Source organism: Bacillus luti (assembly GCF_001884105.1).
Taxonomy (GTDB): Bacteria; Bacillota; Bacilli; order Bacillales; family Bacillaceae_G; genus Bacillus_A; species Bacillus_A luti.
The window spans coordinates 1-17,979 of sequence record NZ_MACI01000088.1; the positions used below are offsets into that span (position 1 = coordinate 1).

A 17,979-nucleotide genomic window follows, 5' to 3' on the forward strand; every position below is an offset into this window, starting at 1 on the left:
CTATTATACTAATACACTTGATAGAAATACGATTAATGCTGTTAATACTACTGCTCCACTTGCTGATCCTACAAAGTCACCTTTTGTTACTTGTAATACTTGCTCTTTCATATCATGTATCCTCCCTTTTAATAAGTTATCTATATGTAATTTCTAAGAAATGTTTATTTCATAGTTTTTATATTAACGTTACATTGAATTTAATAACGTAACGTTTGTAACATTAATGTAACATAACTATTATTACGTTGCAATATAATTACGTAAATTTTATTACACTTTTTTTACGTTTTTTTATAACATCCTCAAAAAACCCTGTTTTAATGCACTTTCTACTAGATTCATGTTTGTAACATTCATGTAATATTACAGTCATAAAACGAAATATAATCCTCTCCCTACCTACTTCTATTACAAATCAAAGCAAAACCCTACTAAATAACGGTGAACCTATTGAATTTTTCACTAACAGTTGCTACGAGATAAAATACCATCTTTCCAAGATAAGTTTATATGTTTCCTCTATATAACTATGTATAATAAAAACAAAGAGGTGGTCATTTTGAAATTAATCGCATTAGATATGGATGGTACACTACTGTCATCTAATCTTGAAATCTCCAAAGAGAACTTACAAGCAATCCAAAATGCAAAAGAAGCTGGGCACATTGTAATGATTTGTTCTGGCCGCGCAAAAGAGGATGCTTTAAAACTATTGGAAGAATACCAATTATCTCTTCCAGTTGGAGCAAGCAATGGGGCAATTGTTTATGTGGATGGAAAAGTAATTAACTCGCGTTGTTTACAAAACGATAAAGTATACAAGCTTGCAAAATTACTAGAATCTGAAGGTTTTCCTTATAAGCTATATACGAATAAAGGAGTTTATTCTCCATATACATGGCAAGATCAAGTCATGCAAGCGTTCGAAGAGAACAAGCATGCACTAGATGTTACACTTGAGGAACTTGAAAGAATTACAGAAAAACAAAAGAAATCAAACTTAATCACTGATTTCCAAAAAATTGAAGACGTTGTGAATAATTCAGAATTAGAAATATCTAAATTCTTCATTTTGACATTTAACGCAGAGCATCGTGCACAGCTATTAAGTATGTTACAAGAAGACACTGCTATTTCAGTTACAGCATCAGCTCCTACTAATGTAGAAATTATGGATAAAAATGGGCATAAAGGGAATGGCCTAAAGCAGATGGCTGCTCATTTTAACATTCCAATGGAAGATACAGTTGCTATCGGTGACAATTTTAATGATGTACCAATGTTAGAGGTTGCTGGTTTATCTGTTGCAATGGGTAATGCTGAAGATGATGTAAAGAAATTATGTGATGTTGTAACATTAACGAATAATGAGCATGGTGTTGCTCACGCAATTGAACAATTTGTATTGAAACAAACTTCATCTAGTAAATAAAAAAAGGACTCTTTCATATTTTGAAAGGGTCCTTTTCTTTTATACGTGATGGCAAGCAACAAAGTGCTCTTCACCAACATTACGAAATTCCGGTACCGTTTTTTTACAAACCTCTGTAGCAAACGGGCAGCGTGTATGAAAACGACAACCTGAAGGTGGATTCGCTGGACTTGGAATATCCCCCTCTAATATAATTCGCTCTCGCTTCACTGTTGGATCTGGTATTGGCACAGCTGATAACAATGCTTTTGTATACGGATGAAGTGGATTCGTAAATAACTCATCGCGCGGTGCAGTCTCTACAATCGTTCCTAAATACATAATCCCGATTTTCGTACATAAATGTTCTACCACACTTAAATCATGCGAAATAAATAAATAAGATAATCCCTTCTTCTCCTGTAACTCACTAAATAAATTAATGATTTGTGCTTGAATAGATACATCTAGTGCTGCCACAGGTTCGTCAGCTACAATAAATTCTGGATTTAATACCATAGCTCTTGCAATAACGATACGCTGACGTTGTCCACCAGAAAACTCATGAGGGTACCGATCAATATGATATGGAGCTAAGCCGCATAACTCCAATACTTCTATCACTTTTTCACGAACATTTTCTTTCGTCGCTAGCCCATGAGCCAACATCGGTTCACCAAGCGCTTCTCCAATTCTCATTCTTGGATTTAACGAGCTAAATGGATCTTGGAACACAAGCTGCATGTTAGGACGATGTTTTCTCAATTCCTCCTTGGATAGAGAATAAACATCCTTTCCTTTAAACTTAACTTCCCCTTCCGTTTTTTGAACGAGACGTAAAATTGTTTTTCCTATCGTTGTTTTTCCGCTTCCTGATTCGCCAACAAGGCCAAATACTTCACCTTTATTAATAGTAAAGCTTACTCCATCAACTGCTTTTACATGTCCAATTGTTCTACTAAATATGCCGCCTTTAATCGGGAAATACGTCTTCAAGTTTTGTACTTCTAATAATGGTTCGTTCATTGTTTCGCACGCTCCTCATATAACCAGCAGGCTACTTTATGATTCTCATCATGTACATTCAGATTCGGTGCTTCTTCTTTACATATTTCCATACAATGCTCACAACGACCGCTAAAGTAGCAAAATTCTCCTAGGCCAACTAAATTAGGAACTTGCCCTGGAATGGAATAAAGTTTATCTATTCGTTTCCCCATTACTGGTTTTGATTTTAGCAATCCTTTCGTATATGGATGTTTCGGATTTTGGAATATTTCTAGTACTGGTGCTTCTTCGATAACTTTTCCGCCATACATAACAACAACGTAATCAGCCATTTCTGCTACAACACCTAAATCATGTGTAATTAATAAGATAGATGTTTTAAATTCCTCTTTTATTTGCCTTAATAAATCTAATATTTGTGCTTGAATCGTAACATCAAGGGCCGTCGTTGGCTCATCCGCAATTAATAACTTCGGATTACAACTAAGTGCAACAGCAATCATAATACGTTGTAACATCCCGCCGCTTAGTTCATGCGGATAAGAATGGACAATTTCATCTGCACGAGCTATACCAACTTTACGAATTAATTCGATTGCCTTCTTATACGCTTCATTTTTACTAAGTAATTCATGCTCTCTTAACGTTTCTACGATTTGTTCTCCTACAGTGAAGACTGGATTTAGCGATGTCATCGGCTCTTGGAAAATCATCGCAATATCATTCCCTCGTAAACTACGAAGTTCTTTCTCTTTCATTCCTAAAAGACTTTTTCCTTCATATAGAATATCACCGCCTACTACACTGCCCGATTCAGCAATAAGTCCCATAATAGATAAAGCCGTTACACTCTTCCCGCACCCTGATTCACCTACAACACAAACCGTTTCACCTTCTCGAACTGCAAAGCTAACATGGTTTACAGCCTTTACTGTCCCTTCCTCCGTTTGAAAGTGTGTTTGTAAATCTTTCAGCTCTACTACTGCCTTGCTCATATCTTCTCACCTACCGTCTCATCTTTGGATCTAACGCATCACGAAGTGCATCACCAAGTAAGTTAATTGATACAACTGTTATAAAGATTGCAAAACCGGGCGGAATCCATAGCCACGGACGCTTTTGGAAATCGATTAATGAGTTAGCTGCGCTAATCATATTTCCCCATGATGGTGTAGGCGGGACAACGCCGAGACCTAAGTAACTTAGTGCGGACTCCCCTAGAATTGAACCGGCAACACCTAATGTAGATACAACAATTAAAATTGGTAAAACATTAGGGATTAAGTGATATATAATTTTCCGGTAATCTTTTATTCCTAGCACATCAGCAGCTTGCATAAACGCTTGCTCCCTAAGTGATAAAATTTGACCTCTTACAAGACGTGCAAGCCCTGGCCAACCTACCAAACTTAAAATAATCATAATGACATACAGACGATAATCAGACGGTACTTTCCACTCCGATAAAATCGCCCCCATTATAATAAGTAACGGTAATCCTGGCATCGACATTAAAATATCTGCAAGACGCATAATAATATTATCAACGATACCACGATAAAACCCTGCAATAGCCCCTAATACAGCTCCTAGTATCACTGATAAAACCATTGAAGCTAATCCAATCGTTAATGAAATCCGTCCCGCTTGCATGAGCCTCGTTAAAATATCTCTTCCTAACTGGTCTGTACCAAGCCAATGAGAGAAACTAGGTGGTTTGTTAATTAGTGCAACTTGTATTTTTCCTGATGCATATGGCGAAAAAAACGGTCCGATAAAACAAAATACAAACATAAAAATTAATGCATACAACCCTACTAGTGCCATCTTATTTTTCTTTATCTTTTTAAGAGCTTGTCGCCATGGTGATGATTCATTTTTTCTCTTTTTTCCTTTTCTCTCTGTAATCTCTGTAACAGTTTCCATCTCATTCCCCCCTTACTTCAACCGAATACGTGGATCAACAACTGCATATACAATGTCTGCGAAAAAGTTCGATACGATTGTTAAACAAGAAAGAAACATCGTAAATGCCATTAACACTGTATAATCACGGAAATTAAGTGCTTCTAATTGAACATTACCGATACCTGGCCAATTAAAAATTTGTTCAATAATAATGGCTCCTGAAAATAAACCGGGTAATTCAAATGCTAATAAAGTAATTGCCGGTAAAATTGCGTTTTTTAATGCATGCTTATAAATAACAGTCTTTTCCTTTAAACCTTTTGCTCGTGCTGTTCGTATGTAATCTTGTCTCACAACCTCTAACATGCTCGTTCTAAAATAACGAGTCAATGAACCTACTCCAAGAAGAGTCAAAATAAATACTGGTAAAACCATATGTTTTGCAACTTCTATCACATAAGCAACCCCAGTGGAATTACTACCAACATCAATCATTCCACCTATCGGTAATAACTTAAAGTCAACCGCGAACACTTTAATTAAAAACAAACCGATAAAGAAGGAAGGGAATGACATCGCTGCAAAGACACCAATTGTTACAAGCTTATCGAATAAAGAATGTTGCTTTGTCGCTGAAAATACACCGATAATAAGTGCAATTAACCAAATAAAAAACAATGCAATAATGGCTACACTAAACGAATTCCAAATAAACTTATTTAATAATGACGTTACAGGTTCTTGATACTGCAGCGAAAAACCAAAATCCCCTTGCAATGCATTACCTAACCAATGAAAATAACGCTCAACAATTGGTTTGTTCAATCCATACAATTCCCTAAGCTCAGCTGCTCTTTCCGGTGTAATCTTTGGATTTGAATCAATATAATCACCCGGAAGAAGTGCGAACAGGAAGAAAATAACAATTGATGTTCCAAACAGTGTAGGAATCATTTGTAGCAACCTACGAACAATATATGTTTTCACCCTTTTTCTCTCCAATCTAATGCTTAAAATAGAAGAACATTTTTTCAAATCGGCACATTTCTAACCGAATGAAAAAATGTCTTCTGTTTATACATTCTTCTCGTTATTTTTCAAATGATAATACTGGTAAGTTTGAGCTAATACTATTGTATTTTTCAGGGTCAATTCCTTTTATATTCCCGTTATAAACAGTAATTGTTCTGCGATAGTTTAATAGAATTACTGGCGGATCATCACTTAACTCTTTATAAAGTTCTTTATAGATTGGTTTACGTTTTTCAATATCTACCGTTTCAATACCTTTTTGAATTAACTCATCTACTTTTGAATTTTTATAGCCAAGACTCTTCTCATTGGCACTAGATAAATATTCACCAGCTGTTTCACTCGGGTCACTTGTAATTGGTGTCGAAACAGAAGCCAAATCATAATCACCTTTGTTAACTTTTGAAAGCATTGTATTAAAGTCCATGAATTCAGGGTTAAATTCTACACCTATCTCTTTATAATTCTCTTTCGCAATTGGAATTAATAAATCACTATCTTTAGCCGAACTTGGACCGAAATAAGAAAGTTTTAATTTTTGACCATCTTTTTCCCGGATTCCATCCGAACCAACTTTCCACCCTGCTTCATCTAGTAACTTTTTCGCTTTTTCTTTGTCATACTCATATTTATTAACGCCTTCTTCTGTGTAAGCCCAAGAAGTCGGATGAATTGGTACATTCGCTACCGTACCGTATCCTTTGTATGCTGTATCAACATATTTTTTACGATCTAATCCGTAGATAAGCGCTTGGCGAACCTTTTTATCCTTTAAGTACGGCTTATTATGATTCATATAAACATAACTAAATGATGGTGCTGTTTCGATTTGGATATTTGCGAATTCTAAAGCCTTAGCCTGTTCAAGAACTTCGTCACCAGTACCTAAGCCAGTGTGGTCAACCTCACCTGTTTGGAATAACTGAAGCTTCGTATCGCCAGAAGTAATTTTATAAATGAAGTTTTGAATTTTTGGTTTACCCGCATAGTAATTTTCATTTGCTACAAAACGAACTTCTTGACCTGGAATATACTTTTCAAATTTATATGGACCCGCAGCTAGTGGTTTGCCATATAAATCTTTTAAGTAATCTAAACTTGTATTTTGTTTGTAATCTTTTCCGTAATAAGCTTTTGATAGTACTGTGCTACCAAAAACAAATATAGCTTGTGAATTAACCTTTTCAGTCGTAATTTTTATTGTTTGTGGATCGACAACTTGAATACCTTCAATTGAAGTTGCTTTTCCTTCTTTATATTCTTTACCACCTTTAACTGCATATTGAGAGATGTCCACTTCGCCTTCATATGCCTTATCGTGTAAAAGTGTCAACGTGAACGCTACATCATCCGCTGTTAATGGCGAGCCATCGCTAAATTTCAAATCTTTACGTAAATGGAATGTATATGTTAACTGATCAGAAGAAACGTCCCACTTCTCAGCTAATTCTGGAATTGGTTTCCCTTGTTTATCGGTTGATATGAGAGATGCAAAAATAACTGAAGTTACGTTTCCATCCCAACCATTTTGTTGGAAATATGGTAAAAATACGCCCCCTGGTTTATTAATCCCAACTACTAACGTATCTTTTCTATTCTTCGCTTTATCTGGCACTTTCGTTTTATCTGTCGCAGCGATCTTTTCAATTTTTATATTTTTTAAATCTTGTTGTTTAACCGGTTCTGTAGAAGCCGTCTCCTCCTGTCCCCCACAAGCGGATAACACAAGCGAACTACTCAGTAATACCGAAAATACACCAGCCCATTTTTTCGTCTTTGTCTTCATTGTCCCCACCCTAACTTTTTTATGATTATACCCTCTGAACTACTTACCTTATGTATGCCTCCCACAGCAACATTTATAGCCAATCGGAAAAGTCGGTTTTAATCGTAAAAAAATAGATGTTTTTTGAGGGGTAACAATCCTATTCCGACCTTTCCGGTAGACTTTATGGTTATTAGCTTATATCGTCCGCTATATTTTGTCAATTCTTTCTAAAAAAATATTTTGATAATTCCTTCAAAGTTATTGTTCTATCTTTAATTTAGGTAAGCTTAATAAAATACCGTTATAGTTATCTTCTTGTAATCCTTGGATTCGTGCATGATGTGCAGACACAACTTTGCTATTATTCAAGAAGATTACAGGTGGGTCTTCGCTTAACTCTTGATATAGCTTTTTATAGATTTCTTTTCGGTTTTCAATATCCAACGTTTCTAATGCTTGCTTAGCTAATTCATCTACTTTCGGATTATAATATCCATCATAGTTTCGTTTACTTGTCGAAACAAACTCCTCAATTGTTCCACTTGGATCATCAATCATTGGCGTAGATACCATCGCTAAATCATAATCACCTTTTATCACTTTTGAAATCATCGTATTAAAGTCCATATATTCTGGGCTAAACTCTACACCAAGATTTTTATAATCTTCTTTCATCACAGGAATCATTACATCATTTATTTTACTTGCCGATGAAGCAAAATAACTTACTTTCAATTTTTGGCCGTCTTTTTCACGAACTCCATCCGAACCAGCTTTCCATCCAGCCTCATCCAGTAATTTCTTCGCCTTCTCTAAATTATACTCATATTTATTAATACCATCCTCTGTATACGCCCAAGAAACTGGCGTAATCGGCACATTAACAAGTGACGCATAACCTTGGAAATACGTATCAATGACCTTTTGACGCTCTAATCCATAAATAAATGCTTGGCGAACACGTTTATCTTTAAAGTATGGTTTTTTATAATTCATTTTAATATAGCCGTAAGAACTTCCTGTATATACATTCACATTAGCAAAGCCTAACTCTTTTAATTGCTCAATCGTTTCTGCATTTGTAGAAAATCCATCGTAATCTACTTCACCAGCTTGGAATTGCTGCAACTTCGTATCGCCTTTTGAAATCTTATAAATAAAATGCTCAATCTTCGGTTTTCCTTCAAAATAATTTTCATTCGCTACAAATCGAACTTCTTGTCCTGGAATATATTTATCTAACTTATAAGCACCGGCTCCCATTGGCTTACCATATAAATCTTTTAAATATTCTAAATGACCTTGCTTATACTCTTTACCGTAATACGCCTTTGAAATTACTTCTCCGCCAATTAACGATAATGTTTGGGCATTTACCTTTTCAGTTGTAATTGTAATTGTTTTCGGATCAACGACCTGTATTCCCTCAATAGATGTTGCTTTTCCTTCTTTATATGCTTGCCCACCTTTTATTGCTGTTTGGCTTATATCAGTCGCACCACTATAAGTTGGATCGTGTAATAGCGTTAATGTAAATGCTACATCATCTGCAGTTAACGGTGAACCATCACTAAACTTTACATCATCTTTCAAATGGAACGTGTATGTAAGCTGATCCTCCGAAATATCCCACTTCTTCGCCAAAATAGGAATTGGTTTTCCTTCCTTATCGAGTCCAACAAGAGGTGCAAAGATAGCTTGCGTTATATTACCATCCCATCCATTCTCCATAAAATGCGGAAGAAATATCCCTCCAGGACTCGGCATGCCAACTACGAAAGTATCTTTTCTTTCTTTTGCCTTTGCTGGAATTTTTGCTTTGTCACTTGCTTTAATAAATTCATCCTTCACCTTTGGTAATTTTGTTGCTTCATTTGTACTTGCTTCTTCTTGCCCACATCCGGCTAATAATACTGAAACACTAAAAAACGTAGCAAGTACTCCTTTAAAAGCGTTTTTCATCGTTCAATCACCTTTGCTCTCCTAATGTTTAATAATGTAGCAACATGGACCTCCTCCCTGTAACTATCTTTATTTTTCCTATAAAAATAGTATGAATTAATTTCAAGATTATTCCTTTTCCTTGCACATGTCAATCGTTCTCCTTTATTTCCTTATAAAAATCATAAAAAACTGATTCTATTTGTTCATCATAGAACATAGAATACTAATAACCAATTACCAAAAAGGGGGCGAAAATATGGACAACCTATTCCAATATGTCCTGCACTATGTACTGTTAACAATTATGATAGTCGGGGCACTATTACTATTCCCGTTCTTCCCCAAGTTCGTCCTCTTTTTAGCTTTTTTTATTATGCTCGGGATCGCTATTATCATTTCAACAAGGGAAGATACCACAAAAAAAGAAAGCAGAGTTCAGCGCGTAAAGCTGTAACTCTGCTTTTTTTCAATCTTAACTCTCTGTTACATATAGTTATGCCTTGGGAAATAATTAAACTATATTTTGTAATTCCCCTTACCATTTCACATATTCCACGCCCCATACAAATGGCGTGACAAATATTTATCGAATTTACTGTTTCACGTGAAACACAATTTTTATTTACCACTTAAAATATCGTTATAAAAAAAGAAAGTTAATTCCTTCAGCAAAACTGAAAGAATTAACTTTCTATCCTTTACTCCACAATATTCTCTAATTCGTTATATAACTCTACTCGTAACAACTCTTTCTTCGTTTTTTCCTCATATAATTTTTCAAGCCTTTCAACATCAGCTACATGTTCCATTTCACATTCTATCGCATATATACTTTCTTCTATATGCATTAACTCGGTTTCAATTTCCTCAAAACTTCTAGAGACTTTCTTTTTTATAGGGGATATTTCAACGCTTTTTCTTCCTTGGCGTTTTTGCTTTATTACTTGTTTCTCAAGTTTTTCTTCCCACTTTTGACGCGCCCATGCATAGTTCCCAGCAAACTCAAATAATTTACGCTCATCAATCCAATACGTCTTTTCAAATAACTTATTTAAAAAGTAACGATCATGTGAAACAGCTAGAATCGTTCCATTATATTGTTCAAGGGCCTCCTCTAAAACTTCTCTTGATTCAATGTCGAGATGGTTTGTCGGCTCATCTAAAATTAAAAAATTGATATCTTGATACATAAGTTGCGCAAGTCTTAACCTCATTTTTTCTCCACCGCTCAGTTGCGTTACTTTCTTAAACACCGCTGGGCCATAAAATAAAAACTTAGCTAATATATGCCTTGCGTCTCCCTCTGTTACAGCTACACACTCTCTGAATGCTTCCAATACATTACTCTTCATATTTCCGTACGCGTGCTGCGATAAATAACCGATTTTAACACTACTACCAATACGAATTTCACCAGCATCTGGTTCTATTTCTTCTAATAATAACTTTAGTAGCGTTGTTTTTCCCGTACCATTACGACCAACGATAGCCGCACGCTCTTGAAAACGAACATGTAGATTCGCTTGCTCAAATAAAGGTTGGTCTGCAAAACCTTTACTCACTTCTTTCATGATAACAACATCTTTCCCGCTTCTCTCTTGCCCTTCAAACTCTAACCCCATTTGTTTTCTTTCCAAAATCGGTCTCTTTAATTTCTCCATGCGCTCTAGCGCACGTTCCATATTTCTCGCTCTCTTATGCAATCCTTCGTTCGGCGGATTCGCTTGGTTTGCCCATTCACGTAGACGCTTAATGGCTTCTTTCATTTTCTTTATTTTCTTTTGCTGTTCTTGATAAGCCTGAAACTCCTGAAGCAACCGTTCTTCCTTTTCCTCAACAAACTGAGAATAGTTTGTATGATACACGTGAATCTCTCCATCTTCTAAATCAAAAATCTTCGTTACAACTTCATCAAGGAAATAGCGATCATGTGAAATAACTACAACTGTTCCAGTGTATTCTTTTAAAAATTGCTCTAGCCATTCTACGGCGAACAAATCTAGATGATTGGTTGGCTCATCTAGCAGAAGTAAATCTGGTTTCTGCAATAGCATGTATGCAAGGCTTACTTTTGTTTGTTCCCCACCACTTAACTCCAAAAACGATCGAGGAAATAGTTCTGTCACCTGTAGGCCATTTGCTACCTTCATAATATTCGCTTCTATTTCATAACCACCAAGAAACGCAAAGTTTTCTTGAATTACTCCGTACCTCTCCATTAATTTTTGTAATGCAGATGGTTCCCGTTCTTCCACCATATTTTTTTCTAAAGCATGCATTTCCTTTTCTAATTCCTTTTCCACTTTAAAAGCGGAACTCAATACATCATATACAGTCATATCCTCATCAAATTTTGGGATTTGTGCCACATGACCAATACGTGTACCTTTCTTCATATGAATGGCTCCTGCATCCAAACTCTCCATTCCTGTTAGAAGCTGAAAGATCGTTGTCTTCCCGCTACCGTTACGACCAACTAATCCAACACGTTCACCGTTCTTTATTTCAAGCGATATATTTTCAAATATGATGTTTCCACCAAAAGATTTCGTTACATTATTTACACTACAAATTGTCATTTTCCGTACTCCTTTCAATATAAAAAACCATGGGAAAGAAACATTCCCCATGGTTTTCGGCATAGAAAAAGGAAGCCAAATAGCTCCCTTTTCACACGTTTATAAAAAATGGGTGAAGAGATTTCTATCGTTCAATAGCTACTATGCAATTGTTAAAAAAGGACAGACGTATCCCGTTAACAACTACATCATGAAAAATCGCACGACAATAATAGATAAAATCTAAAAATTTGGCACGTGCAGCTAAAGAACGTTTCATCTCATTCACTCCTTTCGTACGGAATTTAATACTTACTTCTTTATTATACTTTCCCATTTCATGTTTGAATAGTCATTTTTCTGAAAATAATGAAGATAGACTAAACATTTCAATAAGTGACATCAAATCTTACAAAACTGTTATGTTCACGTAATGGAAAGCGATAGTACGAAAAGATGCCTCCCTATACAATAAAGATGTAAACAAGAGAGACAAACAAAAGGAGGAAACAATCATGATGAAAGAAATCGTAAAAACAATCTTTGAGGTATTAGTGAACGGACAAGCAGTTGTAAAAGAACTCAACGAACTATAAAAAGGAGTGAAGAAATATGATGAACATGGTAAAAATGATTTTGCACGCTTTAGTTGATGCAAAAGCAGTTAGCCAAGAATTAAACCAACAATAAAAAGGGGTATATGAATATGAAGAAAGCCATTATTGTAATCGCAAGTACAGCAATTGCCTTATACACAATGAAAAATAGAAAAAAGAAGCGTAATGAAAATACTCTATATTATCCATACACATTATTAAAGAAAAAATAAAAGACAAGGTACCCTATTATAATGAGGATATCTTGTCTTTTATTTTTCCCTACCCTCTTTAAAGGATTTCCTCCTCCTTGTCCCGAATGTATTAAGCGGGATTTTTACACATATTTTAAAGGGGTATATAGACAAATGGATACACAACAACTATATTTTTTAAACGATATCGGTAAACAAAAACCAGAAAGCATTCGGAATAGAAACGCCGCCTGTCCATTTTGCGATCAAGAAAATTTAACGGATATTTTAGCAACTGAGGGCTCAATTATTTGGTTAAAAAATAAATTCCCTACATTAAAAGACACATTTCAAACCGTATTAATCGAAACGGATAATTGTGAAGATCATATCGGAACATATACAGAAGAACATATGAGAAAACTAATTCGTTTCTCTATTCACCATTGGTTAAGCTTACAGAGTAACGAAGAATTTACATCTGTGATTTTATATAAAAATCACGGTCCATTCTCAGGTGGGAGTTTGCACCATGCACACATGCAAATTATCGGAATGAAACATGTAAACTATCTCGAAAATATTGAAGAAGAAAATTTCCAAGGGGTACTTGTTCAAAAAAATGAACGCATTGAACTTAATATTTCAGAGCGTCCTATTATTGGCTTTACTGAATTTAACATAGTCATTGAAGATATTGCATTTATAGATGAAATGGCAAATTATATTCAGCAAACTGTACGCTACATACTAACAGATTTCCATAAAGGATGCAGTAGCTATAACTTATTCTTCTATCACTTAAATGGAAAAATCATTTGTAAGGTTGTTCCGCGCTTTGTCGTTTCACCATTGTATGTAGGATATAAAATACCACAAGTTTCTACAAAACTAGAAGAGGTGAAAATACAACTAGCGCAGTACTTCACGAAAGAAAAGGATGAAATGATTCATAAAAAAACAGAGTAGGTATAGAAAACCTACTCTGTTTTACCGCTATTTTGGGGCAGTAGCCCGATTGATAAAGGCTAATAATCGGCGATGGATGAGCATACTCCCCGCTGATTAAAGCCTTACTTTATTACACCTTTATTTCGATAGTATACGTCCTCTAATCCAACGTTATACTTCATGTTATTATCCGTCCACTCTGGTCCTAAATTCCCTGGCCATCCAGATGTATTCGCTACATATTTTAGTAATGCAAAATCAGTTAAACCTTTTTGCACCCCGCGCTTATATCCTTTCACTAAATGTGGCATTGCAATTTGTGCATTTGTACGTGGATCTTTCAGCTCATCATCAGTTAAATGATCCGGCGCAAGTCCGCCACCGCGGTGCAATTGAAACAATCCGAATGAAGTTCCATTATCTCCAACACTTCTTGGATTTAACCGACTTTCATGTTCGGCAATTGTAAGAGGTATCCATTCCGGAAGATTTACTTTCTTTGCTTCCTCTATAATAATTTGTTTCATCTGTTTCGCTTCTTCTGAATCAACATAACTTGTCTCATTCATTAGCTTATCCATTCCTTCAGACTTTCCTTGGAAATATAAATATACTCCAAGAACAACTAAAAATCCTACAAAGAATTTCTTCACTATCTCTACCTCTTTCTCCGCTGAAATTTGTCCCCTTTCAGCCTTCTTCCCTTTACAATTACCTACATTCTATCATTCTCTTACTCTTTCATCATAGCAAATAACTATACATATTATCATCATGCTTTAGACTGATTTTGCGAATAAAACAATGGTAAATACGTGTAAAAATGTAACATAATTGGACTACAGCTTACTTCTTCTATATAATTGTAAATTGAATTCCATATATATAATAGGAGAACACAAAATGAAAAAATACCTACTACTCTTGTTCAGCATTGTACTACTCATTCCTATACATGCCTCTGCACAAACATCATCACAACCAAAGGTACTTGTTCTATATAGTACAAAAGAAGATACTGTTACAAATAATATCCAAATCCTTAATACTCAATTAGGGCATTTTACAAATGATATAACTGTGAAAAGTTTGAAAGAAGCAACTACAACTACTAACTCCTCTTCTTTTACACATGTTGTTTACATCGGTGAAAAAAAAGAAGAATTTTCTACTGAAACGAAACAATTTCTAGAAAACTTCTCAGGTCCTGTATTAGCACTAGGACAAAACGTTGACCAATTATCTAGCCGTTTTTCTTTCATTACATTGAAGAGCGATGATGTACGTGTTAACAAAATTAAATATCCAAGTAAGAAACTAGAAAATACTTTAGAAGGAGAGCGATTAATTCAATCCATTGATACAAAAGGGACGGTTCTCGCTAACGCTTCAAGCTCAAATAACACCAATCCACTAATCATTCAACACGGAACATCTTATTACGTTGCAACGCCAAATCTCTTTGATTGGATGTCTCATTATGTTGGTGAAATGTTATTTTCTTACTTTGGACAAAAACCAAAAACTGATAAAGTTTCAGCGTATTTACGGCTTGAAGACGTTCATCCCGCTGCAGATATAAATCAATTAAAAGAAATTGCTGAATTACTAAAAGAGAAACAAATTCCTTATATGGTTACAGTCATTCCAGTATATAAAGATCCACACACAGGAAAAAATATACAATTAAAAGACAAACCAGAATTAGTTGATCTTTTACGTTCTATGCAAGACGATGGGGCCGCAATTATTATGCATGGTTATACTCACCAATTTTATGATACGGAAACTGGTGAAGGCTTTGAATTTTGGGATGTAAAAACTGATCAACCAATTCGCCAACCTAATCATGAAAAACCGAAAACACAAAACGATTTTCCAAATATAGAAGCCTATAATCAATACATAGAAAAAGGGGAAGCATTCGAAGAAAAATATACGACAGATCATATCGAAAAAGGCATTCAAGAACTTGTAGATGCTAAGCTATATCCTGTCGCATTTGAAGCACCTCATTACACAATGTCTCAAAAAGGGTATGAAATATTATCAAGGTACTTCTCAACTTATGTAGGACAACTACAGTTAAGTGATACAACTTGGAAATCGATGCATTCGCCAGCATACAGAAGTACACCATCATTTTTACATGGAATGAAATTAATGCCTGAAACAGTTGGATTTATTGAAGAAGATAAACCACAGGCTTTTGCTAAAATGAAAGAACGTGCTTTGTCTGTTGCTAAACTGTCCGATGGAGTTATTGGTGCATTCTATCACCCTTACTTAGGTGTGAAACCCTTAAAAGAAGTTTTAAAAAATCTAGAAAGCATTCCAAACATGGAATGGATTGATTTACAAAAAGAAACAAATGAAGTAAAAATGAAAGATATTCATATTACTACGAATAAAGATGGCATTCACGTAGAAAAACCAACAAGTACAGATGACATAATGGATTATGTAAAACAATATGGTTTCCTTCTTATACTTGGGTTCCTTGTCATTGTCTTTCTTTTATTATTAAGACGCGGTAAAAAATTAGAGTCCTAATACAAAACCACTAAGCGAAATGCTTGGTGGTTTTTTAACCTAAATCAAAACACAGCATGTTATTAACGCCCCATTGATTATTTTCATAAATAAATTCAATTCCTATTTCTCCATAATAAAAAGGACCAGAATAACGCTTCTACCCTTTCAAATAAAACTGAATTGTATTTTCATATATTGTTTCTGCAACCTTATCAACAGATATGTTTTTTATGACACTGATTTCTTTAAGTACCTCTCGGATCATGCTTGGATGCGTCATAACATCGTCTTGAAATTCCCACGGTCCATCAGTTTCTACCATCATATATTCAAGCGGATAATATGAAACAACTTTTTTAATTTTCTCCTTATATAAAACATCCGGTGTGATAGAGATATAATAGCCATTCCTCATCATCCGTTTCATTGTTGCTTCACTTCCTTTAAACCAATGAAAGTGTGCACGCGAAACTTTATATTTCTCCAATAAATCACATACAATATCAGCATCTTCATACACTGCATGCAATATAATTGGTAAATCATATTTACTAGCTAGTTCAACAAACTGTTGTAACACTGATATATACGAATTGATAGCAACGTGCTCATCTTCTTTTCTTAAATAATATGGTAAGCCTACTTCACCAATCGCAACTATTTCCTCTACATGATCTTCAATTAGTTTATAAATTTTCTCACATTCTTCTTTATGAATCGGTTGCTCCGGATGAAAACCTATTGCTGGATGTACAAAAGAATATCGCTTTGCTAAAGATAAAGTTTCTAGACATGATTGATAATTCATAGATACTGCAATAAGCCCTTGTATCTCTTTGCCATTTTCCACATCTATAAGTAATCTATGTTTCTCTTCACCCTCATATTGATCAACATGTATATGGCTATCAATCCATTTCATATTTATGCCCCCATAAAAAAAAAGAAAGGAACCCCCTTCTTTTTTTATCATCTATATTATTTAACAATTAAATTTGTTATGATATCAAATAATCCAATACACACTACGACAACAGTAAAGTAGCTACAGAAATCTTTAATTGGAAACTTCACTACTTCTTCTTTAAACATCCCACTTTTCTCCCTTCTTACTAAATCCCTAATTATTTTTATCTATTTGTATCTATTATGCAAAAAATATGACAAATTTACTATCGAATTAACTTACGTAAACCTTACAATATTGTAAGGTTTAAAAAAATGGCCTCATCTAAATAAAGATGAGGTCTATTACAAATTAGTTGGTTTTTCATTCTTCATTACATTACAAACAGAAAGTAATATATTAAGACTTTCTACTTATACTATATTAAATTTACTATCTTTTAACTATCGAATTGCATTACAGAAGTCTTACATGTTTGTAAGCTATGTGTAATGTAATTCGATAGTTCTCCTTACCTATATTTCGTACAATAAGTTTAGAAAGTAAGCTAAATAAGAAGAACACTCACATAACCAAATTACATTGCTAGTAGCTACTCTTCTTATACCTTTCACTCACGCTACTACAATGTACCCCCTTCCCCTTCATATAATAAAAAAAGCCTTAGTCCATATGGACTAAGGCTTTTTCGCGAAACACGAAATACCCCTACCTAGTATTTTTATTTTCGACAAAAAATAGGCGGGGGTATAATTCGCTATCTCATCGCTAAAAGTTTACTCTTCGCATTAATAGGAATATTTACAGATTCAATTTCTTCAATCGCCTCTCCATAGCGTCCTTTTGCGTATACCTTTAATGCTTCATCTCTCTTTAACATATGCTTAACAGTCTTCTTTATTTTTTGCTCTCTTCCACGTTCGTCAAATGCAATAAATTCATATTCATACCACTCATCACCGATATGCTGACCAATTGTATTCACAACCGTATAATATTCTTTCGTCTTATAAAGTGGATTATATTTATCGATAACCGGTCCAAGTTTCGTAGGCAGTAACATTACTACTATTACTACTATCGCTATTACAGTAGTGATCATTTTTTGCTTCATAATAAACCTTCCTCCTCTGCAGGATATCTATACATCTATTTTAAAAAGAA

17 protein-coding genes are annotated in these 17,979 nt (G+C 34.7%); 5 read left to right on the plus strand and 12 right to left on the minus strand.

Annotated elements, in window-relative coordinates:
- Positions 1–3: 3 nt before the first annotated feature.
- A complete protein-coding gene (locus BAQ48_RS21595) occupies positions 4–111 on the minus strand; it encodes a DUF3948 family protein (protein WP_000664237.1) in 108 nt (35 codons plus the stop codon).
- Between the two features lie 451 nt (positions 112–562).
- Between BAQ48_RS21595 and BAQ48_RS21600 the strand changes: the two genes are divergently transcribed.
- Positions 563–1,435: a Cof-type HAD-IIB family hydrolase gene (locus tag BAQ48_RS21600; protein WP_071712776.1), complete on the plus strand. Its 873-nt coding sequence runs from the start codon at positions 563–565 to the stop codon at positions 1,433–1,435.
- A 39-nt stretch (positions 1,436–1,474) separates the two neighbouring features.
- On the opposite strand, the gene BAQ48_RS21605 is transcribed toward BAQ48_RS21600, so the two are convergent.
- The 6 genes from BAQ48_RS21605 to BAQ48_RS21630 form a co-directional block, all read right to left on the minus strand.
- On the minus strand, positions 1,475–2,440 hold the full coding sequence (locus tag BAQ48_RS21605; protein ID WP_071712777.1) for an ABC transporter ATP-binding protein: 966 nt from the start codon (positions 2,438–2,440) through the stop codon (positions 1,475–1,477).
- Positions 2,437–3,417, minus strand: coding sequence for an ABC transporter ATP-binding protein (locus BAQ48_RS21610; RefSeq protein WP_071712778.1), 981 nt, complete (start codon positions 3,415–3,417; stop codon positions 2,437–2,439). Before BAQ48_RS21610 ends, BAQ48_RS21605 begins: the two co-directional genes overlap by 4 nt.
- A 10-nt stretch (positions 3,418–3,427) precedes the next feature.
- Complete coding sequence (gene opp4C / locus BAQ48_RS21615) at positions 3,428–4,348, minus strand: oligopeptide ABC transporter permease (RefSeq protein ID WP_071712779.1); 921 nt, start codon at positions 4,346–4,348, stop codon at positions 3,428–3,430.
- A 12-nt stretch (positions 4,349–4,360) separates the two neighbouring features.
- The gene (locus BAQ48_RS21620; protein WP_071712780.1) at positions 4,361–5,317 is read right to left on the minus strand and encodes an ABC transporter permease; all 957 of its coding nucleotides are present in this window, start codon (positions 5,315–5,317) and stop codon (positions 4,361–4,363) included.
- Positions 5,318–5,420: 103 nt separating this feature from the next.
- The gene (locus BAQ48_RS21625; RefSeq protein WP_071712781.1) at positions 5,421–7,148 is read right to left on the minus strand and encodes an ABC transporter substrate-binding protein; all 1,728 of its coding nucleotides are present in this window, start codon (positions 7,146–7,148) and stop codon (positions 5,421–5,423) included.
- A 240-nt stretch (positions 7,149–7,388) separates the two neighbouring features.
- On the minus strand, positions 7,389–9,092 hold the full coding sequence (locus BAQ48_RS21630) for an ABC transporter substrate-binding protein (RefSeq protein WP_071712782.1): 1,704 nt from the start codon (positions 9,090–9,092) through the stop codon (positions 7,389–7,391).
- Positions 9,093–9,330: 238 nt separating this feature from the next.
- Between BAQ48_RS21630 and BAQ48_RS21635 the strand changes: the two genes are divergently transcribed.
- On the plus strand, positions 9,331–9,528 hold the full coding sequence (locus tag BAQ48_RS21635) for a hypothetical protein (protein WP_000369257.1): 198 nt from the start codon (positions 9,331–9,333) through the stop codon (positions 9,526–9,528).
- Positions 9,529–9,772: 244 nt separating this feature from the next.
- Here the strand turns inward: BAQ48_RS21635 and abc-f are convergent, their stop codons facing one another.
- Positions 9,773–11,704 (minus strand): ribosomal protection-like ABC-F family protein, encoded by a 1,932-nt coding sequence (gene abc-f / locus BAQ48_RS21640; protein ID WP_116758548.1) that lies wholly within the window; start codon positions 11,702–11,704, stop codon positions 9,773–9,775.
- A 73-nt stretch (positions 11,705–11,777) separates the two neighbouring features.
- On the minus strand, positions 11,778–11,912 hold the full coding sequence (locus tag BAQ48_RS28040; RefSeq protein WP_278248848.1) for an RAxF-45 family protein: 135 nt from the start codon (positions 11,910–11,912) through the stop codon (positions 11,778–11,780).
- A 420-nt stretch (positions 11,913–12,332) separates the two neighbouring features.
- Here BAQ48_RS28040 and BAQ48_RS27710 point away from each other — a divergent pair, with 420 nt between their 5' ends.
- Entirely contained in the window at positions 12,333–12,461 is a 129-nt protein-coding gene (locus tag BAQ48_RS27710) for a hypothetical protein (protein WP_002017273.1), read from the plus strand.
- A gap of 135 nt (positions 12,462–12,596) precedes the next feature.
- Positions 12,597–13,391 (plus strand): DUF4931 domain-containing protein, encoded by a 795-nt coding sequence (locus BAQ48_RS21655; protein ID WP_071712785.1) that lies wholly within the window; start codon positions 12,597–12,599, stop codon positions 13,389–13,391.
- A 104-nt stretch (positions 13,392–13,495) separates the two neighbouring features.
- On the opposite strand, the gene BAQ48_RS21660 is transcribed toward BAQ48_RS21655, so the two are convergent.
- Positions 13,496–14,026, minus strand: a complete 531-nt coding sequence (locus tag BAQ48_RS21660) for a transglycosylase SLT domain-containing protein (protein ID WP_071712786.1) — start codon at positions 14,024–14,026, stop codon at positions 13,496–13,498.
- A gap of 250 nt (positions 14,027–14,276) precedes the next feature.
- On the opposite strand from BAQ48_RS21660, the gene BAQ48_RS21665 reads away from it, so the two are divergent.
- Complete coding sequence (locus BAQ48_RS21665) at positions 14,277–15,926, plus strand: DUF2334 domain-containing protein (RefSeq protein WP_071712787.1); 1,650 nt, start codon at positions 14,277–14,279, stop codon at positions 15,924–15,926.
- A gap of 139 nt (positions 15,927–16,065) precedes the next feature.
- Here the strand turns inward: BAQ48_RS21665 and BAQ48_RS21670 are convergent, their stop codons facing one another.
- A complete protein-coding gene (locus BAQ48_RS21670) occupies positions 16,066–16,830 on the minus strand; it encodes a TatD family hydrolase (protein ID WP_071712788.1) in 765 nt (254 codons plus the stop codon).
- Positions 16,831–17,572: 742 nt separating this feature from the next.
- Positions 17,573–17,929, minus strand: a complete 357-nt coding sequence (locus BAQ48_RS21680) for a YxeA family protein (RefSeq protein WP_071712789.1) — start codon at positions 17,927–17,929, stop codon at positions 17,573–17,575.
- Positions 17,930–17,979: the final 50 nt, after the last annotated feature.

Bases quoted from the DNA above. Each gene is read 5' to 3' on its own strand.
- BAQ48_RS21595 (WP_000664237.1), bottom strand. From the start codon at position 111: ATGAAAGAGCAAGTATTACAAGTAACAAAAGGTGACTTTGTAGGATCA.
- BAQ48_RS21605 (WP_071712777.1), bottom strand. From the start codon at position 2,440: ATGAACGAACCATTATTAGAAGTACAAAACTTGAAGACGTATTTCCCG.
- BAQ48_RS21610 (WP_071712778.1), bottom strand. From the start codon at position 3,417: ATGAGCAAGGCAGTAGTAGAGCTGAAAGATTTACAAACACACTTTCAA.
- opp4C (WP_071712779.1), bottom strand. From the start codon at position 4,348: ATGGAAACTGTTACAGAGATTACAGAGAGAAAAGGAAAAAAGAGAAAA.
- BAQ48_RS21625 (WP_071712781.1), bottom strand. From the start codon at position 7,148: ATGAAGACAAAGACGAAAAAATGGGCTGGTGTATTTTCGGTATTACTG.
- BAQ48_RS21630 (WP_071712782.1), bottom strand. From the start codon at position 9,092: ATGAAAAACGCTTTTAAAGGAGTACTTGCTACGTTTTTTAGTGTTTCA.
- BAQ48_RS21635 (WP_000369257.1), top strand. From the start codon at position 9,331: ATGGACAACCTATTCCAATATGTCCTGCACTATGTACTGTTAACAATT.
- abc-f (WP_116758548.1), bottom strand. From the start codon at position 11,704: ATGGGGAATGTTTCTTTCCCATGGTTTTTTATATTGAAAGGAGTACGG.
- BAQ48_RS28040 (WP_278248848.1), bottom strand. From the start codon at position 11,912: ATGAAACGTTCTTTAGCTGCACGTGCCAAATTTTTAGATTTTATCTAT.
- BAQ48_RS27710 (WP_002017273.1), top strand. From the start codon at position 12,333: ATGAATATGAAGAAAGCCATTATTGTAATCGCAAGTACAGCAATTGCC.
- BAQ48_RS21655 (WP_071712785.1), top strand. From the start codon at position 12,597: ATGGATACACAACAACTATATTTTTTAAACGATATCGGTAAACAAAAA.
- BAQ48_RS21665 (WP_071712787.1), top strand. From the start codon at position 14,277: ATGAAAAAATACCTACTACTCTTGTTCAGCATTGTACTACTCATTCCT.
- BAQ48_RS21670 (WP_071712788.1), bottom strand. From the start codon at position 16,830: ATGAAATGGATTGATAGCCATATACATGTTGATCAATATGAGGGTGAA.
- BAQ48_RS21680 (WP_071712789.1), bottom strand. From the start codon at position 17,929: ATGAAGCAAAAAATGATCACTACTGTAATAGCGATAGTAGTAATAGTA.